We start from the raw sequence: 24,051 nt of genomic DNA, 5'->3' as shown, positions 1-24,051 counted from the left end.
CTCTCACCAGCCGCTCAGACCTCGAGGACCTGGCGCTTGTTGTAGGTGCCGCAGCTCGGGCACGCAATGTGCTGGAGCTTCGGCTCCTGGCAACGCTCGCACGAAACCAGGGTGGGGACCGCAGCCTTCCACTGCGACCGGCGGTGGCGCGTGTTGCTGCGCGACATCTTCCGCTTCGGAACAGCCACGGCTACTTCTCCTGCTTCTCGGCGGCGCGCTGGACGTCAGATGCGACGCCGCTCATGTTGTCCTTCTCGTCGTCCTGATCGGTCACGACGAGTCCCTGCAACGCTGCCCAACGAATGTCGGTGGCGTCATGGTGGTGGTCCGGGTCGTCGTTCAGACTGGTCCCGCATTCGGGACACAGCCCGAGACAGTCCTCCCGGCACACCGGCTGCAGCGGCAGTGCGAGCACCACCGCGTCACGCAGCACTGATTCGAGGTCGAACAAGCCGTCCTCGATGAAGAGTGTGTCCTCGTCATTCTCAACGTCGTCGCCCGGTTCCGTTTTCACACGGCCCCGGTCGTCGGCGTCAGGGTACGAGAACATCTCCTGGAAGTCCGCCTTGAGCTCGCGCTCCACGGCCTCCAGACACCTTACGCATTCTCCGGCGGCCTGTGCACGGGCGGTGCCTGTGACAAGCACCCCTTCCATGACGGACTCCAGCCGGAGCCTCAGCTTCACCGGCGCGCCTTCCGGCACTCCGATGACGTCCGCGAGACCGAAGTCCCCGGGCGCCGCGATCTCGCGGGTCAGCCGCAACAAGGCACCAGGACGCCGACCCAGCTCGTGCGTATCGAACACGAGGGGATTGCGGTGGTCGAGGTGGGTGTTCAGGGCTGGTCCTGCTTTCGAAATCGCCGAGCTGTTTGCCGCTTGCGGGCAGCAAGGATCGCGTCGCATACGCGCGACCGAAGAGCCAGGATACCCGCCGCTTCGCTCTGAGCCCAATCCGGGACCGCGGGGTCGACGGGGCCGGGTCAGCGGCCCTGCTCGTACTGGCGCAGCTGGTCCAGGTTGATCATGCTCGTGTCGAAGAAGCTGGTCTCGTCGAGCGCCTGCTGCGCGGGCGGTTGGTGCTGCTGGCCGGGCTGCTGGTGCTGCGGCTGGCCGGGCTGCTGGTGCTGCGGCTGGCCGGGCTGCTCGTAGGCGGCGTACGGGTCCGGCTGCTGGTGCTGGCCGCCCTGGTGCTGGGGCTGGTACGCGGCGTACGGGTCCGGCTGCTGCGGGGTCTGCTGGTAGCCGTAGGGGTCCTGGTAGCCGTACCCGTCCGGCGCTGCCTGCTGCGGGGACGGCTGCTCGTAGGAGTAGGCCTCGTACACCGGTTCCCGCGGCGGCTGGGACTGCTGCGGGATCACCGCGGCCGGCTCCGCCAGGCCGGCCAGGAAGTCCGCGTCGCTCGTCGTGTGCTGCTGGCCGCCGGCCGCGTCCTGGGCCGCCATGTGCGCGCCCAGGTCGTCCGTGGGCAGCCGGCCGAGCAGCTTCTGGCGGCCGCGGCCGACCGCCTCCAGGGTCTTGGCCAGCACCGCCTCGAAGGTGGCCAGCTTGGTGTCGACGTACGCGTCGACCTGGCGCCGCTGGGTCTCGGGGTCGTGGCTGCGCTCCGGCGCCTCCGCGTCCGCGAAGCCGTGCTCGTCCAGCCCGGGGCCGCGCCCGAGCAGCTTCTCGCGGCCGCGGTCGACGGACCCGATGGTCTTGGAGAGGACCGCCTCGAAGTTCGCGAGCTTGCTGTCGACGTAGTCGTCCGCCTCGGCCCGGATCTCCTCGGCCTCTTGGCGGGCCTGGGCCAGGATCCGGTCCGCCTCGCCCTGCGAGCGCCGCGCGACCTCGGTGTCGGAGACCAGCGAGCCCCGCTGGGCGTGCGCGGACTCGATGATCCGGTCCGCCTCGCGGCGGGCCTCCTCGACCATCTGCTCGCGTCCGCCGATCAGCTCCCGCGCCTGGGCCAGAGAACCCGGCAGTGCCTGGCGCACCTCTTCGAGCTGGGCCAGCAGCTCGGCGCGGTTGATCACGCACGAGGCGGACATCGGCATGGACCGGGCGCCGCCGACCGACGCGACGATCTCGTCGAGCTTCTTCTGCACGTCCACGGCGGCTCGCACTCTCTCGGCCTCGGGTGGTTCCTGAGACGGACGGGTCGACTGTACGGCCACCGGGTGGCCCCCGGCAGCGCGTCAGGCGGCGTCAGTTGCCGTGCAGGCGTTCCATCAGCGCGGTGTGGACGAAGGTCGGCAGCAGGTGGGAGACGTCGCCGCCCCAGGTCGCGACCTCCTTGACCAGGGAGGAGGACAGGAAGCTGTAGGTCGGGTTGGTCGGCACGAAGAGCGTCTCGACCCCGGTCAGGCCCATGTTCATCTGGGCCATCTGGAGCTCGTAGTCGAAGTCGCTGACGGCACGCAGGCCCTTGACGATGGCCGGGATGTCCCGCTGCTTGCAGAAGTCGACGAGCAGCCCGTGGAAGGACTCGACCTCGATGTTCCCGTAGCCGGCGGTGGCCTCGCGGATCAGCTCGATCCGCTCCTCGATGGTGAACAGACCCTGCTTCGACTGGTTGATCATCACGGCGACATGCACGACGTCGTAGAGCCTGGCGGCTCTGCCGATGATGTCGAGGTGTCCATTGGTGATGGGGTCGAACGACCCCGGACAGACGGCGCGGCGCAACTGAAGTCCCTCGCTCTCCGGTGCGGGCATCATGACTCTTCGCTGGTGAAGGCGGCGCGACCGTACCAAAGGGTGCCTTCGCCGTACCGCCGGGAGCGGAGCGGCTCGAAACCGTCGGGCCAGGGGAACGCACCGCTTCTGGTGCTGCGTTCCACGGTGACGAGCGCATCGTCGGTGAGCCAGGCATTCGACCGGAGTGTGAGCAGGATCTCCGCAAGATCGTCATGTGCGACGTCGTACGGCGGGTCCAGGAAAACGATGTCGTAGGGGTCACCGACCGCCGGGGCCGCGACGATCTGCTCCGCCCTGCCCGCCCGGAACTCGGCGCCCGGCAGGCCGAGCGTCGCGATGTTGTCGCGGATCGCCTTCGCGGCCTTGGCGTCGGCCTCCACGAGCAGGGTGTGCGCGGCGCCGCGCGAGAGGGCCTCCAGGCCGACCGCGCCGGAGCCGCCGTACAGGTCGAGGACCCGGGCCCCGCCGACTCCGTGCAACGACTCCCAGGTGGAGAAGAGGCCCTCGCGCATCCGGTCGGAGGTGGGCCGGGTGCCGGTGCCGGGCGGCACGACGAGGCGTCGCCCACCGGCGCTGCCGGCGATCACGCGGGTCATGTGGAGGTCCTTCGCTCAGGGAATGCTCGCGGCTCCACGATAGGACCTCCCTGATCGGACCTCCTGGTCAGCCCTTCTCCAGGTACTGCTCGCGCTCGGCGTCGAGCAGCGCGTCGAGCGCGGTCAGCAGACCGGGCAGCCCGGTCAGCTCGGGGTCCTCGGCGACGACCCGGGCGGCCTCCTCGCGGGCCTGCGCGATGACCTCCTCGTCCTCGATGACGGACAGCATCCGCAGCGAGGAGCGCACGCCCGACTGGGCCTGGCCGAGGACGTCCCCCTCGCGGCGCTGTTCGAGGTCGATGCGGGAGAGCTCGAAGCCGTCGAGGGTGGCGGCGACGGCGGCGAGCCGGGCGCGGGCGGGACTGGCCTCGTGCATCTCGCTGACGAGCAGGCACAGCCCGGGCGCGGAGCCGCGGCCGACGCGGCCGCGCAGCTGGTGGAGCTGGGAGACCCCGAACCGGTCCGCGTCCATGATCACCATGACGGTGGAGTTCGGCACGTTCACCCCGACCTCGATGACGGTCGTGGCGACCAGCACCTTCACCTCGCCCGCCGCGAAGCGCCGCATCACGGCGTCCTTGTCGGCCGGGTCCATCCGGCCGTGCAGCACCTCGACGGACACCCCGGCGAGGGGTCCCTTCGCCAGCTGTTCGGCGATCTCCAGCACGGCCAGCGGCGGCCGCCTGTCCCCGTCCTCCTCGGCGGCGGCCTTCTTCTTCGCGGCCTTCGGGTCGTCCTCGCCGTCGCCGATGCGCGGGCACACCACATACGCCTGGTGCCCCTTCTCCACCTCCTCGCGGACCCGCTCCCAGGCCCGGGTGAGGAAGTGCGGCTTGTCCTTGGCGGGCACCACGTGGGTGGCGATCGGGGACCGCCCGGCCGGGAGCTGGTCCAGGACGGAGGTCTCCAGGTCGCCGAAGACGGTCATCGCGACCGTGCGCGGGATCGGGGTCGCGGTCATCACGAGCAGGTGCGGGGGCTGCTTGCCCTTGGAGCGCAGGGCGTCGCGCTGCTCCACGCCGAAGCGGTGCTGTTCGTCGACCACGACGAGGCCGAGGTCGTGGAACTTGACCTTGTCCTCGATGAGGGCGTGGGTGCCGATGACGATCCCGGCCTCGCCGGTGATCAGGTCGAGGAGCGCCTGGCGCCGCGCGGCCGTCCCCATGGAGCCGGTGAGCAGGACCACTTTGGTCCCCCGGTCGGAGCCGCCGAGCAGGCCGCCCTCGGCGAGTTCGCCCATCATCTCGGTGATCGACCGGTGGTGCTGCTGGGCGAGCACCTCGGTGGGCGCGAGCATCGCGGCCTGCCCGCCGCAGTCGACGACGGCGAGCATCGCGCGCAGGGCGACCATCGTGTTGTGCGTCACGGTGAAGTTGTCGGTGACGTACGACCGGCTCGGGTGCTTGACGCTGATGCACTGCACCGGCTTCCGGCCGACGTACTCGACGGCCCGGATGCCACGCCTGAAGTTCCTGTACTTGGTCCGGGGCACCATGCGGCCGAGCTTCCGCGAGAGCCGGAAGGGCGGGAACTCTTCGGGCAGGGTCAGGGCGACCTCGAACACCGCCTTCTTCTGCCGGACCCGCGCCCGGCCTCCCAGGGACCTGGCGAGCCAGGCCACGTCCTCGGCGAGCCGCTTCGACGCGGAGCAGAACGAGATGCCCAGTCCGGACTTCCCGATCGTGCCGTCCGTGTCCATGAGCCCTTGCAGGATGGCCAGGCGCTCCTTGACCGGGGCGTTCCGGTATGCCTCCGGGACGAATGTGTCGTGGGAGGTCAGTCCCCACAAGTGCAGGTCGCGCAATGCCTGGATCACGGGGTTCCGCCGTTTCCCACCCCTCTCCGTGCCCATGCCGATCGTGACATCACACAGGGAGCCCGGCACCGCCTCCAGTGCGCAGCCGGATCCCAGCTCTGCGCCGACCGTCACCAGAATCTCGTCGTCCGTCGTGGAGAGCCGAAGGTTGTGGCGGAACGAACCATCGCCGATGAGCACGCCGAGCAGGTAAGGGTCGAGCGGCCGGTCTCCACCACCCTCCAGGTCCACGGGAGTGGCCTCTGGCAGGTACCACTTCGAGGAGCCGTTGGCTTTGAGCAGGTCATCACGGATCCCGCTCGTGGTCAGGACCTTGGGCTGCTCGCCTCGGGCCCACGCGCAGCTTGTGGCCACGGTCCAGAGGTGCTCGTCGTCGCATTCCACCGAGGTCCCGTCGGAGAGCACAAGGCTCCACACGTCCCGGACGCCCTGCGGGTACACGCCCTCGACCACGGCGATCTCGCCCGTCGGCACGGCCACCTCGTCGCCCACCTTGATCTCGCCCATGGGGCGGAAGCCGGACGGCGTCAGCACCTGCGCGTCCAGCGGCTGGGCTTTGCCCGAGCCGACCTCGCCCTGGAGGAGGCGGTGCATGGGGTGGTCGGTGGCCAGGTCGTCGAAGATCTCGCGGGAGACGGTGAGCTGGCCTTCGGTGAGGGTGAAGGGGAGCTTGGCGTCGAAGGCGTCCAACAGCCCGTCGGGGGCGGGGCGGCGCGGGACCGCGGGGAGCAGGGTGTCCGCGTGGCGGCGGCGGGCCAGGGCGACCTGGAGGACGAAGGCCTCGTCCCACTTGAGCCGCTGGCGGGCGGCTTCGACGTCGGCCTTGGTACGGGGCCGGTGGATCGCGAGCAGCGCTTCGGTGAGCGGGAGCATCCCGCGGCCCTCGCGCAGCGCGGGCGGCAGCGGGTCCACGGCCTCCTGGGCGCTGGGCAGGACCGCGTCGACCGCCTTGGCGATCTTCCACGACTCCAGCTGCTTGCAGGCCGGGTAGATCGGGATCAGCTGCTGGGCGAAGGCGTCCACCGCGTCGGCGGTACTGGCGTCCACGCCGAGGGGTTCGTAGGCGGGGTGGGCGAGCTGGAGCTTGCGGTTGAACATCGAGACCTTGCCCGCGAACATCGCGCGGCTGCCGGGGAGCAGGTCCTTGTGCGGTTTGTGGACGCCCGCACCGAAGAAGACGAGTTGGAGCCGTCCGCTGCCGTCGGTGATGGTCACCTCCAGCCGCTTGCCGCGCCCCCCGTTGAAGGTGAGCACGCGGGCGTCGGCGACCTGGGCGACGACGGTGACGTGCTCGTCGATCTGGTCGGCCAGCTCCGCCAGCGAGGTCAGCTCCCCGCGCTCGGCGTACCGGCGCGGGTAGTGGTGCAGCAGGTCCAGGGCCGTGTGCAGGCCGAGCTGCTCGGCCAGCACCTTGGCGGTGGCGGGGCCGAGGGTCTTCTTGAGATCTTCGTCGAGCGCGGGCACCCGTTCATTGCACACCATCCCTGTGACAACGCGGACACGCGACCCGGTCCCGGCCCCCCGGCGGACCGCCGGCAGCCCGCCGGGGGCCGCCTATTCGATGCCGATGAGCAGGGGCGCCGAGTAGCGGCCGCCCCGGTAGGTGAGGGTGTCCACGGCCAGGTGCCCGTGCTGCACGTACGCCTCCAGGCGCGCGGCGAGCGCGTCCGGCACCTCCGGACCGAGGACCAGGGTGACGAGTTCGCCGCCGGAGCCCAGCATCCGTTCCAGGACGGCTTCGGCGGTCTCCGCGAGCTCCGATCCGATGACCGCGACGTCGCCGTCGATGAGCCCGAGGACGTCCCCGGCCTGGCAGATCCCGGCCGAGGTGAAGGACTGCCGTTCGGCGATGGCGAGTTCGCCGTGGCGGGTGGCCCCCGCGGCGGCGGTCATGGCCACGACGTCCTCGTCGAAGCTGGCGTCCGGGTCGTGCACGGCGAGGGCGGCCAGGCCCTGGACCGCGGACCGGGTGGGGATGACGGCGACCCGTACGCCGTCGGCGCGCGCCTGTTCGGCGGCGGCCGCGGCGGCCGCGCGCTGTTCGGCGCCGCCGGGCAGCAGGACCACTTCGCGGGCGTGGGCGCGCCGCACGGCCTCGGCGATCTCGGCGGCGGCGGGCGGTTCGCCGGGCAGGGCGAGCACGGTGGTCGCGCCCGCTTCCCGGCAGAGCCCGGCCAGGCCCTCGCCCTGGACGACGGCGACCACGGCACGCTGGGCGCGCTCGGTGCGGGCGCGGCGGCGTTCGTCGCCGAAGTGGGTGATGCGGATCCGGTAGGGCCGTCCGGCGACCACTCCGGCTTCCACGGCGGCGCCGGGGTCGTCGACGTGGACGTGGACGTTCCACAGTCCGTCGCCGCCGACGACCACGAGCGAGTCGCCGAGGGCGTCCAGCGTCCCGCGCAGCAGGCCGACGGCCGGGTCGGGGGCGTCGAGCAGGTAGGTCACCTCGTACCCGGGCCCGTCCGGCTCCTCGTCGCAGGGCTGCGGCTGCGTCGGTACGGCCACGGCCCGCCCGCGCACCGGCTCCAGCGGCACCTCCTGCCCGGACAGGGCCTGCCACAGCGCCCCGAGCACGGCGACGATCCCGCAGCCCCCGGCGTCGACGACCCCGGCCCGGCCCAGCACGGCCAGTTGCCCCGGGGTCTCGGCGAGGGCGGCACGGGCCCCCTCGTAGGCGGCGCGGGCCACGTCGGCCGCGCTCCCGGCGGCCGCCTCGGCGGCGCCGGCGGCCCGGGCCGCCGCGGCGGCGACGGTGAGCATGGTCCCCTCGACGGGGTGCGCGACGGCCTCGTACGCCGATTCCGCGGCCCGGGCGAGCGCTCCGGCCAGCAGTCCGCCCGACGCCGTCGCGCGGGGTTCCCCGCCGAGTACGTCGGCCACCCCGCGCAGCAGCTGCGCGAAGATCGTCCCGGAGTTGCCGCGGGCCCCGGTGAGGGCTCCGTGGGCGTAGGCCCGTACGGCTTCGCCCAGCGAGGTGGCGGCGCCGGCGCCGACTGCGCCGTCGCTGCGCGCTGTTGCCTCGCTCACATCCGCGGAGGCGTCGAAGGCGGCCTCCAGGGCCCGGGCGGCCGAGCAGGCGGTCAGGTAGAGGTTGGTCCCGGTGTCGGCGTCGGCGACCGGATAGACGTTGATCGCGTCGATGTCCTCGCGGGCCCGGCCCAGTGCGGCCAGGGTCAGGGAGCTCCAGGTGCGCACCGCGGCGGCGTCCAGGCTGTGCGGCTCGTGCGGCACCGGGTGTTCCTCCTTGGGCGGGCGAGGGTTCACCGCAGGGTAACGAAGGACGGCCCGGGATCCGGGGTGCACCCGGGACGGGGTCCGTGGCCGCCATGGTAGTTTTCTTGGACGGACGCAGTCGTTGTATGCTGCTCCGGTTGCCCGATGAGAGTCGGGCCAATCCCCCGGCAAACCACTTCAGATCTCGCAGATCTCTGATTCCGGTGCGCCGGTTTCACTGTAATTGCATCTGAAGTCTTTGGAGTGACCTGTGGCTGCCAACTGCGACGTTTGCGCCAAGGGGCCGAGCTTCGGCAACAGCATCTCCCACTCGCACCGCCGCACCTCGCGTCGCTGGAACCCGAACATCCAGCGCGTCCGTGCCGTGGTCAATGGGACGCCGAAGCGCCTCAACGCCTGCACCTCGTGCATCAAGGCCGGCAAGGTCTCGCGCTGACGCCTTCCGTCGTCGTAGCGCAGCCCTTTCCGGTTGCCAAAAAGACCGGTCCACCTCGGTGGACCGGTCTTTTGCCTTTGTCCGGGCGCAGCCCCGGACCACGTACGGACGGCCGCCCCGCAACCACTGCCGGGGCGGCCGTCCTGCGTTGACGCCCTAGGGGGTTCGCCACCGCCAGGCGTGGTCCACCGGGCCGATGCCCGCGCCGAGGGCGAAGCCGGACGCGAGCGCGCCCGTGACGTAGTCCTTGGCCGCGGTGACCGCCGCCGGGACGTCCAGGCCCTTGGCCAGGCCCGCGGCGATCGCGCTCGCCAGGGTGCAGCCGGTGCCGTGCGTGTGCCGGTTGTCGTGGCGGGGCGCCCGGAGCCACAGCTCCGTGGAGCCGTCGCTGAGCAGGTCGACGGCCTGGTGGCCCGACGCGAGGTGGCCGCCCTTGATCAGGGCCCAGCGCGGCCCGTACGCGAGGACCGCCCCGGCGGCCCGCCGCATGTCGTCCTCGCTCTCGACCTGCACGCCCGTCAGCTGTGCCACTTCGTCGAGGTTCGGGGTGGCCACGGTGGCCCGCGGCAGCAGTCGCGTGCGGACGGCCTCCAGCGCGGACGCGGCGAGCAGTGCGTCCCCGTGCTTGGAGACCCCGACGGGGTCCACCACGGCCGGAGCCGCGGTCCCGGCCAGTAGCGCGGCCACGGTCTCCACCAGGACCGCGGAGGAGAGCATGCCGGTCTTGACCGCCCCGACCCCGATGTCGTCCACCACGGCCCGGTACTGGGCCGTCACGGCCTCGGCGGGCAGTTCCCACACCCCGCGCACCCCGAGGGAGTTCTGGGCCGTCACGGCGGTGACCACGCTCATCCCGTGCACCCCGAGGGCCAGCATGGTCTTGAGGTCGGCCTGGATGCCCGCCCCGCCGCCGGAATCGGATCCGGCGACGGTCAGGCACAGCGGTGGCGCAGCGCTCATCGCGGGGGTTCCTGCGCCGGGTCGGCGCCGAAGTGGTCCCAGCCGCCGGTGCTGGTCCAGGGCGCGCCGTCCACGGTCACCTGGGGCAGCGCGGACCGGTTGAGCACCTCGCCGATGACCTTCCAGCGGGCCGGGAGCTTCACGTCGGGCGGGAAGGTGGCCACGATCGCGTGGTCCTCTCCCCCGGTGAGCACCCACTGGAGCGGGTCCACGCCGACGGCCTGACCGATGTCGTGCATCTGCGTCGGGATGTCGACGGCGGCCGAGCGCAGGTCGATGCGGACCTTGCTCGCCTCGGCGATGTGGCCGAGGTCGGCGACCAGGCCGTCGCTGACGTCGGTCATGGCCGTGGCGCCGAGTCCGGCGGCCGCGGGGCCCGCGTGGTAGGGCGGTTCGGGGCGTCGGTGCGCCTCGACGAAGGCCCGCGGGGAACGGAACCCCCGGGAGAGCACCGCGAAGCCCGCCGCCGACCAGCCGAGCCAGCCGGTGACGGCGACGACGTCGCCGGGCCGGGCGCCGGAGCGCAGCACGGGGTCGTGGTTGCGCAGGTCGCCGAGGGCGGTGATGGCCACCGTGATGGTGTCCCCGCGCACGACGTCCCCGCCGACCACGGCCGCGCCGGCGACCTGGCATTCGTCGCGCAGCCCGTCCATGAGCTCGGTCGGCCAGGTGACCGGCAGCTCGGCCGGTACGACGAGGCCGAGCAGCAGCGCCGTCGGCACCGCGCCCATGGCGGCGATGTCGGCCAGGTTCTGCGCGGCGGCCTTGCGTCCTACGTCGTAGGCGGTGGACCAGTCGCGCCGGAAGTGCCGTCCCTCCAGCAGGATGTCCGTGCTGGCCACGACCCGCCGGTCGGGCGCGGACACGACGGCGGCGTCGTCGCCGGGTCCGAGCCGGACCGCGGGGGTGGTGGTCAGCCGTGAGGTCAGCTCCTTGATGAGCCCGAACTCCCCCAGCTCGCCGACAGTGCCCTTCATCCCTGTGCTCCTTCTGGCCCAGTCCGCTCGCGGTCGCGAGCCGTCCCAGCTCTGGGTACCGTCAACAGATACGTCAACTTCTGCTCCCCGTACGCCCCGCTGCGCGTGGCACCGGGCCCCCGGGTCTCCCCGTGGCGCTCGGCGACGCGGTACCGTGGCGTCCCTTTCTCCCCGGGCCCGGGATTTCCCACCCGAAGATTAGGGGAAATGATCCTCGCGGCCGCTCTGGAGGTTCCGTGGTACAGGCGTACATCCTCATCCAGACCGAGGTGGGCAAGGCATCGGTGGTGGCCGAGTCGATCGGCCGGATCCAGGGGGTGATCCAGGCCGAGGACGTGACGGGGCCGTACGACGTGATCGTGCGGGCCCAGGCCGACACCGTGGACGAACTCGGCCGCATGGTGGTCGCGAAGGTCCAGCAGGTGGAGGGCATCACCCGCACCTTGACCTGCCCGGTCGTCCATTTGTAGCCCCCGTCTACTCTTGGCCGGTGATGTCCCTCCACCACCGGCCGGTCCGTCTGCTGGCCCTGCCCGCCCCGATGGCCGTACTCGCCGTGGCAGTCCTCGCGGGCTGCTCCCCGGGTACCGCCGGGGCCCGGGTGGCTCCGCCCCCCACGCCGCCCGCCGAGGTCGCGGGACTCTGTGCCGCGCTGCACGAGGAGCTCCCGGAGACGGTGGCCGGCCTGAAGCGCTCGCCCGCCCGACCGTCTTCCGACCTGACCGCCGCGTGGGGCGGCTCGGCGATCGTACTGCGGTGCGGTATCCCCAAGCCCCCCGCGATGTCGGATCCCGCACAGGACGGCGTCGAGGTGAACGGCGTGGGGTGGCTGCTGGAGCAGCTCGACGGTGGCGGTTTCCGCTTCACCACCGGGCTGCGCCTGGCGTACACCGAGGTCACGGTGGACAAGGAGCACGCCAAGGACGCCGGTCTCCTGGTGCCCCTGTCGGCCGCGGTGAAGAAGACGGTGCCCGAGGGCATCTCCTCCTACTGACCGCTCCCCCCTGCGCCCACTGAGAACCGCCCGCCGGATCCGTGACCCGGCGGGCGGTCGCTCGTGCGTCGTGGCGCGGCGTGGCGCGGCGTGGCGCGGCGGTGCTAGCGCAGCCCCGTGGAGCGGCGCAGGGCGGCCTGGATCAGACGGTCCACCAGCTCCGGGTACGCGACGCCGGTCTCCTGCCACATCCGCGGGTACATGGAGATGGGGGTGAACCCCGGCATCGTGTTGATCTCGTTGATGACGAAGGTGCCGTCCTCGGTGAGGAAGAAGTCGGCGCGCACCAGGCCCTCGCAGGACGCGGCCTCGAAGGCCTCGATCGCGAGGCGCTGGACCTCCGCGGTCTGCTCCGGGGTCAGCGGGGCGGGGACCAGACCGGAGGCGGAGTCGATGTACTTCGCCTCGAAGTCGTAGAAGTCGTGGCTGGAGACCGGCGGGATCTCGGCGGGCACGCTCGCGCGGGGACCGTCCTCGAACTCCAGCACTCCGCACTCGATCTCGCGGCCGCGCAGCAGCGCCTCCACGATGACCTTCGGGTCGTGGCGCTGGGCTTCCTTGAGGGCGTCGTCGAGGCCGGACGGGTCGTCGACCTTGGTGATGCCGATGGAGGACCCGGCGCGGGCCGGCTTCACGAACAGCGGCCAGCCGTGTTCGGCGGCGAAGGCCACGATCTTCTCTCGGGCGGCGCTCTCGTCGCGCTCCCACTCGCGGGGGCGGATGGTCACGTACGGGCCGACCGGCAGCCCGAAGGAGGTGAACACCCGCTTCATGTAGTCCTTGTCCTGGCCGACGGCCGAGGCGAGGACGCCCGAGCCGACGTAGGGGATGCCGGACAGTTCGAGGAGGCCCTGGAGGGTGCCGTCCTCGCCGTAGGGACCGTGCAGGACGGGGAAGACGACGTCGACCTCGCCCAGCGCCTTGGGCACGACGCCCGGTTCGGTGTAGACGACCTCGCGGCTGGCCGGGTCGACCGGGAGCACCACGGTGCCCCCGGCGGAGTCGGCCAGGTCCTCGACGCTGGGGAGCTTGCGGTCGGCGATGGCCATCCGCTCGGGCTCGTCGGCCGTCAGGGCCCACCGGCCGTCCGTGGTGATGCCGATGGGCAGCACCTCGTACTTGGACCGGTCGATGGAACGCAGAACCGCGCCCGCAGTGACGACCGAGATGGCGTGTTCGGAGCTGCGGCCGCCGAACACGACGGCCACGCGCGGCTTGCGACCCTGCTGGTCAGGGCTCTGGGAAGAGTTCTGGCTGCTCATATCGGTCCGAGGGTACCCGGTCCGTGTACCGGAACGGAGTCAGCGGCGTTCCGGTTTGGCGCTGCGGCCCATGAGCTCCTTCAGGGCCACCAGCGGCGGCTTGCCCTGGTGGACGATGTCGACCACGGTGTCCGTGATGGGCATGTCCACTCCGTGGCGGCGGGCCAGATCGGCCACCGACTCGCAGGACTTGACCCCCTCCGCGGTCTGCTTGGTGACCGCGATGGTCTCCTCCAGGGTCATCCCGCGGCCGAGGTTGGTGCCGAAGGTGTGGTTCCGGGAGAGCGGCGAGGAGCAGGTGGCGACCAGGTCGCCGAGGCCCGCGAGGCCCGAGAAGGTGAGCGGGTCGGCGCCCATGGCCAGGCCCAGCCGGGTGGCTTCGGCCAGACCGCGGGTGATCAGGGAGCCCTTGGTGTTGTCGCCCAGGCCCATGCCGTCGGCGATGCCCACGGCGAGGCCGATGACGTTCTTGACGGCGCCGCCGAGCTCGCAGCCGATGACGTCGGTGCTGGTGTACGGGCGGAAGTACGGGGTGTGGCAGGCGGTCTGGAGGCGTTGGGCGACGCCCTCGTCGACGCAGGCGACCACGGCGGCGGCGGGCTGCCGGGCGGCGATCTCGCGGGCCAGGTTGGGGCCGGTGACCACGGCGACGCGCTCGGAGGGGACCTTCGCCACCTCTTCGATGACCTCGCTCATCCGCTTGGCGCTGCCGAGTTCGATGCCCTTCATCAGGGAGACGAGCACGCTGTCGGCGGGCAGCAGCGGGGCCCATGCGGCGAGGTTGCCGCGCAGGGTCTGCGAGGGGACCGCGAGGACGACGAAGTCGGCGCCCCGGGCGGCCTCGGCCGCGTCGGTGGTGGCGCGCAGGTTCTCGGGCAGTGCGACGCCCGGGAGGTAGTCCGGGTTGGACCGGCCGCTGTTGATGGCCTCGACCGCTTCGGCGCGGCGGCCCCACAGGACCACCTCGCAGCCGGCGTCGGCGAGCACCATGCCGAAGGCCGTGCCCCACGAGCCGGTTCCGAACACGGCAGCCTTGACGGTGCGCGTCACTTCTCGCCCTCCCCCGCGGCCTTGCGCCGCTGTTCCACCCTGGCCTTGCGGTGGTCGTACGGCTGCGCGGGAGCGGTCTCTCCGCGCAGTTCCTCCAGCAGCTCCGTGATGGCCGCCATGATGACTTCGGTGACGGCCTTGAGGACCTCCGGCGTCGGCTCCCTGTCGTAGAACTCGGAGAGGTCCACGGGCGGTCCGGCGAGCACCTGGAGGGTCTTGCGCGGGAAGAGCCGGACCTTGTTCTCCCTGGCGTACGGCGGCACCGCGAGGTTCGCGCCCCACTGGGCCACCGGGATGACGGGCGCCCTCGTCAGCAGCGCCACCCGCGCGGCGCCGGTCTTGCCGGCCATGGGCCACTGATCGGGATCGCGGGTGAGGGTGCCCTCCGGGTAAAAGGCCACGCATTCCCCGCGCTCGATCGCGTCGACGGCGGCCCGGAATGCGACGAGGGCGTTCGTGGACTCCCGGTAGACGGGGATCTGTCCGGATCCGCGCAGGATCGAACCGACAATCGGCACCTTGAAGAGGGCGGCCTTCGCGAGCAATCGGGGCACCCGGCCGGTGTTGTACTGGAAGTGCGCGTAGGAGAGCGGGTCCAGATACGAGTTGTGATTGACGGCGGTGATAAATCCGCCCTCGGCCGGAATGTGCTCCATTCCCTGCCAGTCCCGCTTGAAGAGCACTACCAGCGGCGGTTTCGCGATGACCGCCGCCAGGCGGTACCAGAAGCCGATTCTGCGGCGGGACACTCGGACACCTTCCTCTAGGACCGGTGCGCGGCGGGCGCCCGGCCGGCCCGGACAAGTCTCTCTCCGGGTCCGGTCTCTGTCGAGAACACCGTACGCCCCGCTCACGCCACCGAACCGCCGGGCTGCCCGGAGGGGGTGACAATGGGCCGACGCGCGTGCGAGAACGCGTCCATGACACGTCCAGGGGAAGGGGTCGGCCACGAACGCCGTCTGGAGCCTGGTGATCCCCCTCAAGCCGCTCTCCGTGGCCAAGAGCCGGCTGGCCGCGGCGGCCGGGGCCGACCGGCCGCGGCTCGCGCTGGCGTTCGCCCAGGACACCGTGGCGGCGGCGCTGACCTGCGCGGCGGTCCGGGATGTGGTGGTCGTCACGGACGATCCGCTGGCCGGGGCGGAACTGGCCGCGCTGGGCGCGCGGATCGTGGCGGACCGGCCCGCGGCCGGGCTCAACGCGGCGCTGGCCCATGGCGCGGGGGCGGTCCGGGAGGTCCGGCCGGGGGCCGCGGTGGCCGCGATGAACGCGGATCTGCCCGCGCTACGACCTTCGGAATTGCAACGGGTGCTCGAAAACTCGGCGGAATTTCCCCGGGCATTCCTGGCCGATGCGGCAGGAATCGGAACGACGTTGCTTTCCGCTGCCCCGGGCGTCGAATTGGCCCCCGCCTTCGGCGGCCCGTCGCGGGCCCGGCATTCCGCCTCGGGTGCGGTGGAAATCACGCTCCGCGGCGTCGACAGCGTGCGCCGGGACGTCGATACGGCGGCGGATCTGCGGGAGGCGCTGCTGCTGGGCCTGGGTTCCCACACGGGACGTTACGGGGCCCGGCTGCGGGCCGGTGCGCCCGTGCTGCGTCCCGAAGCCCGGTGACCGCCGGCCCCTTTCCCCAGCACCTTCCCCACCGCCCGCCCCGCGCCCGCCCCGACCGGTGGGGCAGCCCTTAAGCTGCGCTCATGCAGGCAACGGCGTTCACCTACGACTCCCAGACCCGCGGCGGAAGTGTGCTGCTGGACGACGGCACCCCGGTGCCCTTCGAGGCCGCGGCGTTCGACGCGGGCGGCCTGCGGCTGCTGCGCGCGGGGCAGCGGGTGCGGATCGAGACCGAGGGCGAGGGTGCGGGGCTGCGGATCACCTTGATCACCTTGCAGACCTTCGTGTAGCACCGAACAGCACAGGACGGGCCCCGCGGGGTCCGGACAACACCGCGGGCCGGCCCCCCTGGCATGGGGGGCCGGCCCGACGTGTGTGACGTCGCCCGTGCGTCTACTTCTTGCGGGCGGTGGTCTTCTTCGCGGTGGCCTTGCGCGTCGCCGTCTTCTTCGCCGGCGCCTTCGTGGCCGCGGTGGCCTTCTTGGCCGCCGGGGCGGTCTTCTTGGCCGTGGCGGTGGCCTTCTTGGCGGTCGCCACTGCCTTCTTGACCGTGGCGGCCTTCTTGGCGGCCGGAGTGGCCTTCTTCGCGACCGTGGTCTTCGCGGCGGACTTCTTGACCACCGTGGCGGTGGTCTTCTTCGCGGTGGTCTTCTTCGCGACCGCGGTCTTCGCCGCCGCCTTCTTGGCGGTGGTGGCCTTCTTGGCCGCGGCCTTCTTGACCGTCGCGGAAGCTCCGCCGGTCAGGCTGCCCTTGGGCGCCTTCTTGACCGACACCTCGCCGCCCTTGGGCAGCTTCTTGGTGCCGCTGACCAGGTCCTTGAAGCCCTGACCCGCGCGGAAGCGGGGGACCGAGGTCTTCTTGACCCGGACGCGCTCACCCGTCTGCGGGTTACGGGCGTAACGGGCCGGCCGGTCGACCTTCTCGAACGAGCCGAAGCCCGTGACCGAGACCCGGTCGCCGGCGACCACCGCACGGACGATCGCGTCGAGCACCGCGTCGACGGCGTCCGCGGCCTGCTGGCGGCCGCCCACCTTGTCGGCAATCGCTTCTACGAGCTGCGCCTTGTTCACGTCTTCCCCTTCGGAGACTTCGCCAGAACGAATGTGTTCAAGCTTATTTCGCACGTTAGGCGGATATATACCGCAAATCAAACACGAAACGGGCTAATCACCCTAGTGCCGCAACGATGTAGGCCGTTACGGAGTTCCTTCGCATCAGTCGCCTTCAGGGAATCGACCCTCGTCGAGGTCCTTCATCAACCTGTCCAGGCGCCTTGCCGCATCGGCGAGATCGTGCTTCGCCGCTGCCGTGGCGACCAACAGCTTCCGGGACAGCGCCATCCTTACGCCCTCCGGGACTTGCAGCGAGCGCACCCTTGTGTGCGCTTCTTTCAGCCGGTCCGCGACAAGTCCGTAGAGCTCGAGTTGACTGTCGCGTTCCATGCACAGATTGTGCCATCTGGGGCGAGTTGTCGCCTCATGGGGCCTCAACAAACGCGTGTGCCCCCCGCCGGAAGGCGGGGGGCACACTGGCCAAGACGAGTTCACTCAAGGTGAATAAGCGCTGATCAGGCCTGAATCGTGCGCGGCTTGAAGCTCGGGCGGACGCTTTCGTAAGTCGCGATGTCCGCTTCGTTCTGAAGGGTGAGCGAGATGTCGTCCAGACCCTCCAGGAGACGCCAACGGGCATTGTCGTCCAGTTCGAACTCGGCCACGACGCCCTCTGCTCGGACCTCCCGGGCGACCAGGTCCACCGTGATCTCGACGGTGGGGTCGGCCTCGGTCAGCTCCCACAGCCGATCGACCGTCTCCTGCGGCAGCACGACGGTCAGCAGGCCGTTCTTGAGGGAATTCCCGCGGAAGATGTCGGCGAAGCGGGCCGAGATCACCGTCTTGAAGCCGAAGTTCTGCAGGGCCCAGACGGCGTGCTCGCGCGAGGATCCGGTGCCGAAGTCGGGACCGGCGACCAGGACGGTCGCCCCCGCGCGCTCCGGCTGGTTCGTGATGAACGCCGGGTCCTTGCGCCAGGCCTCGAAGAGCCCGTCCTCGAACCCGTCACGGGTGATCTTCTTCAGCCAGTGGGCGGGGATGATCTGGTCGGTGTCGACGTTGCTGCGCCGCAGCGGCACGGCCCGGCCGGTGTGGGTGGTGAAGGCTTCCATGGTTCAGACTCCGGCGTTCACGGGGGCTTCGGACAGGTCGGCGGGCGAGGCCAGATGGCCCAGTACCGCGGTGGCCGCGGCCACCTGCGGGGAGACCAGGTGGGTGCGTCCGCCCTTGCCCTGACGGCCTTCGAAGTTGCGGTTCGAGGTGGACGCGGAGCGCTCACCAGGGGCCAGTTGGTCGGGGTTCATGCCCAGACACATCGAACAGCCCGCGTGCCGCCATTCGGCGCCGGCCTCCGTGAAGACCTTGTCCAGGCCCTCGGACATCGCCTGCAGGGCGACCCGGACCGAGCCGGGGACGACCAGCATCCGTACGCCGTCGGCGACTTTGCGGCCCTCGATGATGCCCGCGACGGCGCGCAGGTCCTCGATGCGGCCGTTGGTGCAGGAACCTACGAAGACGGTGTCGACCCGGATGTCGCGCAGCGGCTGTCCGGCGGTCAACCCCATGTACTCCAGGGCCTTTTCGGCGGCGTGTCGCTCCGAAGCGTCCTCGTACGAAGCCGGATCGGGGACGTTGGCCGACAGCGGCGCGCCCTGGCCCGGGTTGGTGCCCCAGGTGACGAAGGGGGACAGCGTGGTGCCGTCGACGACGACCTCCGCGTCGAACACCGCGTCGTCGTCCGAGCGCAGCGTCGACCAGTAGGCGACCGCCGCGTCCCAGTCCGCACCGACGGGAGCGTGGTCACGGCCCTTGAGGTACTCGAACGTGGTGGCGTCCGGGGCGATCATGCCGGCGCGGGCGCCCGCCTCGATCGACATGTTGCAGATGGTCATGCGGGCTTCCATCGACAGCTGCTCGATGGCGGCGCCGCGGTATTCCAGGACGTAGCCCTGGCCGCCGCCGGTGCCGATCTTGGCGATGATCGCCAGGATCAGGTCCTTGGCGGTGACGCCCTCGGCCAGTGCGCCGTCGATGGTGATCGCCATCGTCTTGGGGCGGGCCAGCGGCAGCGTCTGGGTCGCCAGGACGTGCTCGACCTGGCTGGTGCCGATGCCGAAGGCCAGCGCGCCGAAGGCGCCGTGCGTGGAGGTGTGCGAATCGCCGCAGACCACGGTGGTGCCCGGCTGGGTCAGGCCCAGCTGGGGTCCCACGACGTGGACGACGCCCTGCTCGACATCGCCCAGCGAGTGCAGCCGGACGCCGAACTCGGCGCAGTTCTTGCGCAGCGTCTCCAGCTGGGCCCGGGAGACCGGGTCCGCGATGGGCTTGTCGATGTCGAGGGTGGGGGTGTTGTGGTCCTCGGTGGCGATGGTGAGGTCGAGGCGCCGCACCGGGCGGCCCGCCTGCCGCAGACCCTCGAAGGCCTGGGGGCTGGTCACCTCGTGCAGCAGGTGCAAGTCGATGTAGAGGAGGTCGGGCTCGCCCTCGGCGCGCCGGACGACGTGGTCGTCCCAGACCTTCTCCGCGAGTGTCCTACCCATCGCTTTCCCTCCGGCCGGCTGGTTGAGCCGGCGCTTCTAGAGATTTCCCGCCACCGATTCGGCCCGTACCCCACGTGACGGACGGCAGCTCAGGCCCCGTGGTTCGTGGACCTGCACATACAGACTCGCTGGTTCTTGGAAAAATTGAACTTGCGTTTCACAGTGTGAGACGCGAATATCGTTTCATGGACAACTCTAGCGGCGTCGGCGTTCTCGACAAGGCAGCTCTGGTATTGAGCGCACTGGAGTCCGGTCCGGCCACCCTCGCCGGGCTGGTCGCGGCGACAGGGCTCGCACGACCCACGGCACATCGCCTGGCCGTGGCACTGGAACACCACCGGATGGTGGCGAGGGACATGCAGGGCCGGTTCATCCTCGGACCGCGGCTGGCGGAACTCGCCGCCGCGGCCGGCGAGGACCGTCTGCTGGCCACGGCGGGACCGGTGCTCACGCACCTCCGTGACGTGACGGGCGAGAGCGCGCAGCTCTACCGGCGTCAAGGCGACATGCGCATCTGCGTGGCGGCGGCCGAGCGGCTGTCGGGTCTGCGGGACACCGTCCCGGTCGGCTCCACGCTCCCGATGAAGGCCGGTTCGGCCGCGCAGATCCTGATGGCCTGGGAGGAGCCCGAGCGGCTCCACCGCGGCCTGCAGGGCGCGCGGTTCACGGCCACGGCCCTGTCCGGCGTGCGTCGCCGCGGTTGGGCCCAGTCGATCGGCGAGCGGGAGCCCGGTGTGGCCTCCGTCTCGGCGCCGGTGCGCGGTCCTTCGAACCGCGTGGTGGCCTCCGTATCGGTCTCCGGGCCGATCGAGCGACTGACCCGGCACCCGGGGCGCATGCACGCGCAGGCCGTCATCGACGCGGCCGCCCGGCTGAGCGAGGCCCTGCGCCGCTCCGGCTGAGCCTCCCGGCCTCCGCCCCACCCCTCCACTCCCCCGGGCCCGGGGGCGCGTACGACGCCGCACACGTCCGAACGCGCGCCCTCGGGTCCGTACTTGTAGCCCGGCGTCCGGAAACGACGAAGAGGCCCTCCGCGATGATCGCGGAGGGCCTCTCCTGTACGTACCCCCGACCGGATTCGAACCGGCGCTACCGCCTTGAGAGGGCGGCGTGCTAGGCCGCTACACAACGGGGGCCTGCCTGCAGTTACTGCGCTGGGCTACCAGGACTCGAACCTAGAATAAGAGAACCAGAAACTCTCGTGTTGCCAATTACACTATAGCCCATAGTGGTCTAGACCAGCTAGACAGTACCCCCGACCGGATTCGAACCGGCGCTACCGCCTTGAGAGGGCGGCGTGCTAGGCCGCTACACAACGGGGGCCCTAGCGATCCTGCATCGTGACGTCCGGGTGCGACCCTGGAGATCTCGCGGGAAGGATCTGTACCCCCGACCGGATTCGAACCGGCGCTACCGCCTTGAGAGGGCGGCGTGCTAGGCCGCTACACAACGGGGGCAAGCACTGCGTTACTACTGCACTGCGCTGGGCTACCAGGACTCGAACCTAGAATAAGGGAACCAGAAACCCTCGTGTTGCCAATTACACTATAGCCCACCAAAACGCAACCCCTTGCGGGGGGTTTGTTTGGTTTTGCGCTTCCGTTCCGGCCTTGCGGCCCGCACCGGCGGCGCAGAAAGAACATTACCGGATGGCTGACCGTGCTCCAAAACGGGTATCACCGGCCAGCAACGACGGAAGCTGTGCGAGCCCGGTGATCCGGTGCACCCCTTCAGGGGCCGGAACGCGGGCCGGCCCCCGCACGGGTCCACGGCCGCCGTCCCGGTCGAGCCAGACCGCGGTGAGCCCCGCGTCGCGCGCCCCACGGGCGTCGATCTCCGGCTGGTCCCCCACGTAGACGACCTCCTGCGGGGCCAGCCCCAGCGCCGCACAGGCCGCCAGGAAGGCCGCCGCGTCGGGTTTGCTGACCCCCAGCTCGGCGGCGCACACCAGGACCTCGAAGCGTTCGCGCAGGCCCAGGTCGCGCAGCTTGGGGTCCTGGTTGGCGAGGGAGGAGTTGGAGAGCACCCCGTGCCGGTGGCTGTGGGCCAGGGCGTCCAGTACGGGCAGCACGTCCGGGAAGACGGCCCAGGCCGCCTTGTAGTGCTCGACGTAGCGGCCGAACCACGCGTCGGCCCCCGCGGCGTCCAGCTCCGGTTGGCCGAGGAAGTCCCGCACCCGCTCCCGGCGCTGCTCCTGGAAGCCGACCTCCCCGGCGGCGAAGCGCGCCCAGTGGCGGTCGGTGTGGGCCCGCCACAGGGCCAGCGCCTCGTGCGGAGCCCCGTACCGCTCGGCGAGGCCCTCCTGCTCCAGGTGCGCCCGGAGCCCGGCCGTGTCGGCCCCGGTGTAGTCGAAGAGCGTGTCGTCGATGTCCCACAGCACCGCGCGTATCGGCATGCCCCGACCCTACGCCGCAACGCCGCGGGGGCGGCAGCCTTTACGGCTACCGCCCCCGGGGGGAATGCGAGGTGGTGCTACGCGGACAGCTTCGCCAGCGCCGCGTCGATGCGGGACAGGGACTTGTCCTTGCCCAGGATCTCCAGCGATTCGAAGAGCGGGAGACCGACGGTGCGGCCGGTGACCGCGACGCGGACCGGGGCCTGCGCCTTGCCGAGCTTGAGGCCGTGCGCCTCGCCCGCCGTCAGGACGGCCTGCTTGAGCGACTCGGGGTCGCTCCAGTCGGCCGACTCCAGGTTGGCGCGGGCCGTGGTCAGCAGGGCAGCCGGCTCGCCCTTCATCGCCTTGTCCCACGAGGGCTGGTCGGCGACCGGCTCGTCGAGGAAGAGGAAGTCGACGTTGGCCGTGATCTCCGACAGGACCGCCAGACGGGTCTGCGCGTGGGGGGCGATGGCCTCCCAGGCCGCCTGGTCGAAGGCCTCGGGGGCCCACGGGGCGTGCGGGGCGCGCAGCCAGGGGGTGCAGGCCTCGGCGAAGGCCTTCACGTCCAGCATGCGGATGTGGTCGCCGTTGATCGACTCGCACTTCTTGAGGTCGAAGCGCGCCGGGTTCGCGTTGACGTCCGGGATGTCGAACTTCGCCACCATCTCCTCGATCGAGAAGACGTCCTGGTCCTTGGAGAAGGACCAGCCCAGCAGCGAGAGGTAGTTCAGCAGGCCCTCGGGGAGGAAGCCGCGCTCGCGGTAGAGGTTGAGCGAGGACTCCGGGTCGCGCTTGGAGAGCTTCTTGTTGCCCTCGCCCATCACGTACGGCAGGTGCCCGAAGGCCGGGACCGCCTTCGCGATGCCGAGCTCGATCAGGGCGCCGTAGAGCGCGATCTGGCGCGGGGTGGAGGACAGCAGGTCCTCGCCGCGCAGCACGTGCGTGATCTCCATCAGCGCGTCGTCGACCGGGTTGACCAGGGTGTACAGCGGAGCGCCGTTGGCCCGGACGATGCCGAAGTCCGGCACGTTCTCGGGGGTGACGGAGATCTCGCCGCGGACCAGGTCCGTGAAGGTGATCGTCTCGTCGGGCATCCGGAAGCGGACGATCGAGGCGCGGCCCTCGGCCTGGTACGCGGCCTTCTGCTCGGCGCTCAGGTCACGGCACTGGCCGTCGTAGCCGGAGGGCTTGCCGGCCGCGCGGGCGGCGTCGCGGCGGGCGTCCAGCTCTTCGGTGGTGCAGTAGCAGTGGTAGGCGTAGCCGCCGTCCTGGAGCTTCTGCGCGACGTCCTTGTAGATGTCCATGCGCTCGGACTGGCGGTACGGGGCGTGCGGGCCGCCCACCTCGGGGCCCTCGTCCCAGGTGAAGCCGAGCCAGCGCAGCGAGTCGAGCAGCTGGACGTACGACTCCTCGGAGTCGCGGGCCGCGTCGGTGTCCTCGATGCGGAAGACGAACGTACCGCCGTGGTGGCGGGCGAACGCCCAGTTGAAGAGGGCCGTCCGGACCAGGCCCACGTGGGGGTTGCCGGTCGGGGAGGGACAGAAACGTACGCGGACAGGTCCGTTAACCACGCTTGATCACCTTGTTGGTGAGAGTGCCGATGCCTTCGATGGTGACGGCGACCTCGTCGCCGACGTTGAGGGGGCCGACTCCGGCCGGGGTCCCCGTGAGGATGACGTCGCCCGGGAGCAGCGTCATGGCCTCGGTGATGTGCACGATCAGGTCCTCGATGGAGCGGACCATGTCGCTGGTGCGGCCGAGCTGGCGCTGTTCGCCGTTCACGGTGCACTGGATGGCCAGGTCGCTCGGGTCGAGGTCGGTCTCGATCCAGGGACCGAGGGGGCAGGCTCCGTCGAACCCCTTGGCCCGGGCCCACTGCTTCTCGCGCTGCTGGACGTCGCGCGCGGTGAGGTCGTTGGCGCAGGTGTAGCCGAGGATGACGTCCTTGACGCGCTCGCGCGGGACGTCGCGGCACATGCGGCCGATCACCACGGCCAGCTCGGCCTCGTGGTGGACGTCCTGGGAGAAGGAGGGGTACGCGATCGGGTCACCGGGGCCCACCACCGAGGTGGAGGGCTTGAAGAAGGTGATCGGGGCGTCGGGACGGCCTTCACTGTCGACGATGGTGTTGCCCAGCTCCGCGGCGTGCTCGGCGTAGTTGCGGCCGATGGCCACGATCTTGCTGGGCAGGACGGGCGGGAGCAGCCGGACCCGGTCCCGGGAGGACGGGTCGAGCGGGACCTTCGTGCCCGACAGCTCGAAGTCCCCGTACGGGATGCCCTTGATGATGTCGAGGACGAGCCCGCCCTCGGCGCCGGGGGCTGCGTCGCCCTCGACCGCGCCGAAGGCGACATTTCCGTCGATCGAGAACCTGGCGATGCGCACGTGTTGCGTCTGCCCCTCTGTCCGTCCACTGGGTGGCCCGAGTGGGCCGGAGTCTGCGGACTCCAGGCTAACGCGGCGGACCGGGG

Annotated in this window: 25 protein-coding genes and 5 tRNA genes; 6 read left to right on the top strand and 24 right to left on the bottom strand. The window is 71.0% G+C overall.

The window, feature by feature from the left end; translation table 11 throughout:
- Nucleotides 1–14 precede the first annotated feature (14 nt).
- From rpmF to ACIBEA_RS28475, 7 genes are all read right to left on the bottom strand, one after another.
- Nucleotides 15–188 (bottom strand): 50S ribosomal protein L32, encoded by a 174-nt coding sequence (rpmF, locus tag ACIBEA_RS28505; protein ID WP_003965982.1) that lies wholly within the window; start codon nucleotides 186–188, stop codon nucleotides 15–17.
- A 2-nt stretch (nucleotides 189–190) separates the two neighbouring features.
- Nucleotides 191–838: a YceD family protein gene (locus ACIBEA_RS28500; protein ID WP_399265878.1), complete on the bottom strand. Its 648-nt coding sequence runs from the start codon at nucleotides 836–838 to the stop codon at nucleotides 191–193.
- A gap of 143 nt (nucleotides 839–981) precedes the next feature.
- Nucleotides 982–2,091 carry a cell division initiation protein gene (locus ACIBEA_RS28495; RefSeq protein WP_399265677.1) on the bottom strand — a complete coding sequence of 370 codons (1,110 nt, stop codon included), beginning with the start codon at nucleotides 2,089–2,091 and terminating at the stop codon, nucleotides 982–984.
- A gap of 94 nt (nucleotides 2,092–2,185) precedes the next feature.
- Nucleotides 2,186–2,665 carry a pantetheine-phosphate adenylyltransferase gene (gene coaD, locus ACIBEA_RS28490; RefSeq protein ID WP_399265876.1) on the bottom strand — a complete coding sequence of 160 codons (480 nt, stop codon included), beginning with the start codon at nucleotides 2,663–2,665 and terminating at the stop codon, nucleotides 2,186–2,188.
- Nucleotides 2,666–2,694: 29 nt separating this feature from the next.
- Nucleotides 2,695–3,273, bottom strand: a complete 579-nt coding sequence (gene rsmD, locus ACIBEA_RS28485) for a 16S rRNA (guanine(966)-N(2))-methyltransferase RsmD (protein WP_399265675.1) — start codon at nucleotides 3,271–3,273, stop codon at nucleotides 2,695–2,697.
- 67 nt (nucleotides 3,274–3,340) lie between these two features.
- On the bottom strand, nucleotides 3,341–6,571 hold the full coding sequence (locus ACIBEA_RS28480) for a helicase-related protein (protein ID WP_399265673.1): 3,231 nt from the start codon (nucleotides 6,569–6,571) through the stop codon (nucleotides 3,341–3,343).
- A 72-nt stretch (nucleotides 6,572–6,643) separates the two neighbouring features.
- Nucleotides 6,644–8,320: a DAK2 domain-containing protein gene (locus ACIBEA_RS28475; protein ID WP_399265671.1), complete on the bottom strand. Its 1,677-nt coding sequence runs from the start codon at nucleotides 8,318–8,320 to the stop codon at nucleotides 6,644–6,646.
- Nucleotides 8,321–8,573: 253 nt separating this feature from the next.
- On the opposite strand from ACIBEA_RS28475, the gene rpmB reads away from it, so the two are divergent.
- A complete protein-coding gene (gene rpmB / locus ACIBEA_RS28470) occupies nucleotides 8,574–8,759 on the top strand; it encodes a 50S ribosomal protein L28 (protein WP_073911113.1) in 186 nt (61 codons plus the stop codon).
- 156 nt (nucleotides 8,760–8,915) lie between these two features.
- Here the strand turns inward: rpmB and thiD are convergent, their stop codons facing one another.
- Nucleotides 8,916–9,719 (bottom strand): bifunctional hydroxymethylpyrimidine kinase/phosphomethylpyrimidine kinase, encoded by an 804-nt coding sequence (gene thiD, locus ACIBEA_RS28465; protein WP_399265669.1) that lies wholly within the window; start codon nucleotides 9,717–9,719, stop codon nucleotides 8,916–8,918.
- Nucleotides 9,716–10,696 (bottom strand): thiamine-phosphate kinase, encoded by a 981-nt coding sequence (locus ACIBEA_RS28460; RefSeq protein ID WP_356407989.1) that lies wholly within the window; start codon nucleotides 10,694–10,696, stop codon nucleotides 9,716–9,718. Before ACIBEA_RS28460 ends, thiD begins: the two co-directional genes overlap by 4 nt.
- A 236-nt stretch (nucleotides 10,697–10,932) precedes the next feature.
- On the opposite strand from ACIBEA_RS28460, the gene ACIBEA_RS28455 reads away from it, so the two are divergent.
- Both ACIBEA_RS28455 and ACIBEA_RS28450 read left to right on the top strand, forming a co-directional pair.
- Nucleotides 10,933–11,166, top strand: a complete 234-nt coding sequence (locus tag ACIBEA_RS28455; RefSeq protein WP_351040055.1) for an Lrp/AsnC ligand binding domain-containing protein — start codon at nucleotides 10,933–10,935, stop codon at nucleotides 11,164–11,166.
- Between the two features lie 23 nt (nucleotides 11,167–11,189).
- Entirely contained in the window at nucleotides 11,190–11,690 is a 501-nt protein-coding gene (locus tag ACIBEA_RS28450) for a DUF3515 domain-containing protein (RefSeq protein WP_399265666.1), read from the top strand.
- A gap of 104 nt (nucleotides 11,691–11,794) precedes the next feature.
- Here ACIBEA_RS28450 and ACIBEA_RS28445 read toward each other — a convergent pair whose 3' ends face one another.
- Genes ACIBEA_RS28445 through ACIBEA_RS28435 form a run of 3 tightly spaced genes read right to left on the bottom strand, consistent with a single transcriptional unit; the run spans nucleotide 11,795 to nucleotide 14,751 of the window.
- Entirely contained in the window at nucleotides 11,795–12,952 is a 1,158-nt protein-coding gene (locus tag ACIBEA_RS28445) for a D-alanine--D-alanine ligase family protein (RefSeq protein WP_399265664.1), read from the bottom strand.
- A 39-nt stretch (nucleotides 12,953–12,991) separates the two neighbouring features.
- Nucleotides 12,992–14,002 (bottom strand): NAD(P)H-dependent glycerol-3-phosphate dehydrogenase, encoded by a 1,011-nt coding sequence (locus tag ACIBEA_RS28440; protein WP_399265662.1) that lies wholly within the window; start codon nucleotides 14,000–14,002, stop codon nucleotides 12,992–12,994.
- Nucleotides 13,999–14,751 (bottom strand): lysophospholipid acyltransferase family protein, encoded by a 753-nt coding sequence (locus tag ACIBEA_RS28435; RefSeq protein ID WP_399265660.1) that lies wholly within the window; start codon nucleotides 14,749–14,751, stop codon nucleotides 13,999–14,001. The genes ACIBEA_RS28440 and ACIBEA_RS28435 overlap by 4 nt, the downstream gene beginning before the upstream one ends.
- Before the next feature lie 220 nt (nucleotides 14,752–14,971).
- Here ACIBEA_RS28435 and cofC point away from each other — a divergent pair, with 220 nt between their 5' ends.
- Together cofC and ACIBEA_RS28425 are read left to right on the top strand one after the other, a co-directional pair.
- The gene (gene cofC, locus ACIBEA_RS28430) at nucleotides 14,972–15,613 is read left to right on the top strand and encodes a 2-phospho-L-lactate guanylyltransferase (protein WP_399265658.1); all 642 of its coding nucleotides are present in this window, start codon (nucleotides 14,972–14,974) and stop codon (nucleotides 15,611–15,613) included.
- Nucleotides 15,614–15,696: 83 nt separating this feature from the next.
- Entirely contained in the window at nucleotides 15,697–15,903 is a 207-nt protein-coding gene (locus tag ACIBEA_RS28425) for a hypothetical protein (protein WP_283459872.1), read from the top strand.
- Between the two features lie 103 nt (nucleotides 15,904–16,006).
- Here the strand turns inward: ACIBEA_RS28425 and ACIBEA_RS28420 are convergent, their stop codons facing one another.
- The 4 genes from ACIBEA_RS28420 to leuC form a co-directional block, all read right to left on the bottom strand.
- Nucleotides 16,007–16,684, bottom strand: a complete 678-nt coding sequence (locus tag ACIBEA_RS28420; protein ID WP_399265656.1) for an HU family DNA-binding protein — start codon at nucleotides 16,682–16,684, stop codon at nucleotides 16,007–16,009.
- Nucleotides 16,685–16,828: 144 nt separating this feature from the next.
- On the bottom strand, nucleotides 16,829–17,056 hold the full coding sequence (locus ACIBEA_RS28415; RefSeq protein ID WP_330332835.1) for a hypothetical protein: 228 nt from the start codon (nucleotides 17,054–17,056) through the stop codon (nucleotides 16,829–16,831).
- Between the two features lie 125 nt (nucleotides 17,057–17,181).
- On the bottom strand, nucleotides 17,182–17,775 hold the full coding sequence (gene leuD, locus ACIBEA_RS28410; RefSeq protein ID WP_399265654.1) for a 3-isopropylmalate dehydratase small subunit: 594 nt from the start codon (nucleotides 17,773–17,775) through the stop codon (nucleotides 17,182–17,184).
- Between the two features lie 3 nt (nucleotides 17,776–17,778).
- Nucleotides 17,779–19,203 carry a 3-isopropylmalate dehydratase large subunit gene (leuC, locus tag ACIBEA_RS28405; protein ID WP_399265652.1) on the bottom strand — a complete coding sequence of 475 codons (1,425 nt, stop codon included), beginning with the start codon at nucleotides 19,201–19,203 and terminating at the stop codon, nucleotides 17,779–17,781.
- 185 nt (nucleotides 19,204–19,388) lie between these two features.
- Here leuC and ndgR point away from each other — a divergent pair, with 185 nt between their 5' ends.
- Nucleotides 19,389–20,105: an IclR family transcriptional regulator NdgR gene (ndgR, locus tag ACIBEA_RS28400; RefSeq protein WP_073911130.1), complete on the top strand. Its 717-nt coding sequence runs from the start codon at nucleotides 19,389–19,391 to the stop codon at nucleotides 20,103–20,105.
- Between the two features lie 161 nt (nucleotides 20,106–20,266).
- Here ndgR and ACIBEA_RS28395 read toward each other — a convergent pair.
- The 8 genes from ACIBEA_RS28395 to ACIBEA_RS28360 form a co-directional block, all read right to left on the bottom strand.
- A tRNA-Glu gene (locus ACIBEA_RS28395) sits at nucleotides 20,267–20,339 on the bottom strand.
- Nucleotides 20,340–20,357: 18 nt separating this feature from the next.
- A tRNA-Gln gene (locus tag ACIBEA_RS28390) sits at nucleotides 20,358–20,429 on the bottom strand.
- A gap of 24 nt (nucleotides 20,430–20,453) precedes the next feature.
- A tRNA-Glu gene (locus ACIBEA_RS28385) sits at nucleotides 20,454–20,526 on the bottom strand.
- Between the two features lie 61 nt (nucleotides 20,527–20,587).
- Nucleotides 20,588–20,660: transfer RNA gene (locus ACIBEA_RS28380), tRNA-Glu, on the bottom strand.
- Nucleotides 20,661–20,686: 26 nt separating this feature from the next.
- Nucleotides 20,687–20,758, bottom strand: a tRNA-Gln gene (locus ACIBEA_RS28375).
- Between the two features lie 87 nt (nucleotides 20,759–20,845).
- Nucleotides 20,846–21,598: an HAD family hydrolase gene (locus ACIBEA_RS28370; RefSeq protein ID WP_399265650.1), complete on the bottom strand. Its 753-nt coding sequence runs from the start codon at nucleotides 21,596–21,598 to the stop codon at nucleotides 20,846–20,848.
- A 77-nt stretch (nucleotides 21,599–21,675) separates the two neighbouring features.
- The gene (gene gltX, locus ACIBEA_RS28365) at nucleotides 21,676–23,151 is read right to left on the bottom strand and encodes a glutamate--tRNA ligase (RefSeq protein WP_399265648.1); all 1,476 of its coding nucleotides are present in this window, start codon (nucleotides 23,149–23,151) and stop codon (nucleotides 21,676–21,678) included.
- Nucleotides 23,144–23,965 carry a fumarylacetoacetate hydrolase family protein gene (locus tag ACIBEA_RS28360; protein ID WP_399265646.1) on the bottom strand — a complete coding sequence of 274 codons (822 nt, stop codon included), beginning with the start codon at nucleotides 23,963–23,965 and terminating at the stop codon, nucleotides 23,144–23,146. The genes gltX and ACIBEA_RS28360 overlap by 8 nt, the downstream gene beginning before the upstream one ends.
- Nucleotides 23,966–24,051 lie beyond the last annotated feature (86 nt).

Source organism: Streptomyces sp. NPDC051555 (assembly GCF_044454405.1).
GTDB lineage: Bacteria > Actinomycetota > Actinomycetes > Streptomycetales > Streptomycetaceae > Streptomyces.
The sequence above is the reverse complement of the archived record's forward strand: the minus strand, read 5'-3'. Positions and strand labels throughout refer to the sequence as shown.

Excerpts from the sequence above, each read along its gene's own strand:
- ACIBEA_RS28415 (WP_330332835.1), bottom strand. The coding sequence starts at position 17,056 with ATGGAACGCGACAGTCAACTCGAGCTCTACGGACTTGTCGCGGACCGG.
- ACIBEA_RS28480 (WP_399265673.1), bottom strand. The coding sequence starts at position 6,571 with ATGGTGTGCAATGAACGGGTGCCCGCGCTCGACGAAGATCTCAAGAAG.
- rsmD (WP_399265675.1), bottom strand. The coding sequence starts at position 3,273 with ATGACCCGCGTGATCGCCGGCAGCGCCGGTGGGCGACGCCTCGTCGTG.
- ACIBEA_RS28460 (WP_356407989.1), bottom strand. The coding sequence starts at position 10,696 with ATGAAGGGCACTGTCGGCGAGCTGGGGGAGTTCGGGCTCATCAAGGAG.
- leuD (WP_399265654.1), bottom strand. The coding sequence starts at position 17,775 with ATGGAAGCCTTCACCACCCACACCGGCCGGGCCGTGCCGCTGCGGCGC.
- ACIBEA_RS28445 (WP_399265664.1), bottom strand. The coding sequence starts at position 12,952 with ATGAGCAGCCAGAACTCTTCCCAGAGCCCTGACCAGCAGGGTCGCAAG.
- thiD (WP_399265669.1), bottom strand. The coding sequence starts at position 9,719 with ATGAGCGCTGCGCCACCGCTGTGCCTGACCGTCGCCGGATCCGATTCC.
- ACIBEA_RS28450 (WP_399265666.1), top strand. The coding sequence starts at position 11,190 with ATGTCCCTCCACCACCGGCCGGTCCGTCTGCTGGCCCTGCCCGCCCCG.
- leuC (WP_399265652.1), bottom strand. The coding sequence starts at position 19,203 with ATGGGTAGGACACTCGCGGAGAAGGTCTGGGACGACCACGTCGTCCGG.
- ACIBEA_RS28370 (WP_399265650.1), bottom strand. The coding sequence starts at position 21,598 with ATGCCGATACGCGCGGTGCTGTGGGACATCGACGACACGCTCTTCGAC.
- ndgR (WP_073911130.1), top strand. The coding sequence starts at position 19,389 with ATGGACAACTCTAGCGGCGTCGGCGTTCTCGACAAGGCAGCTCTGGTA.
- ACIBEA_RS28425 (WP_283459872.1), top strand. The coding sequence starts at position 15,697 with ATGCAGGCAACGGCGTTCACCTACGACTCCCAGACCCGCGGCGGAAGT.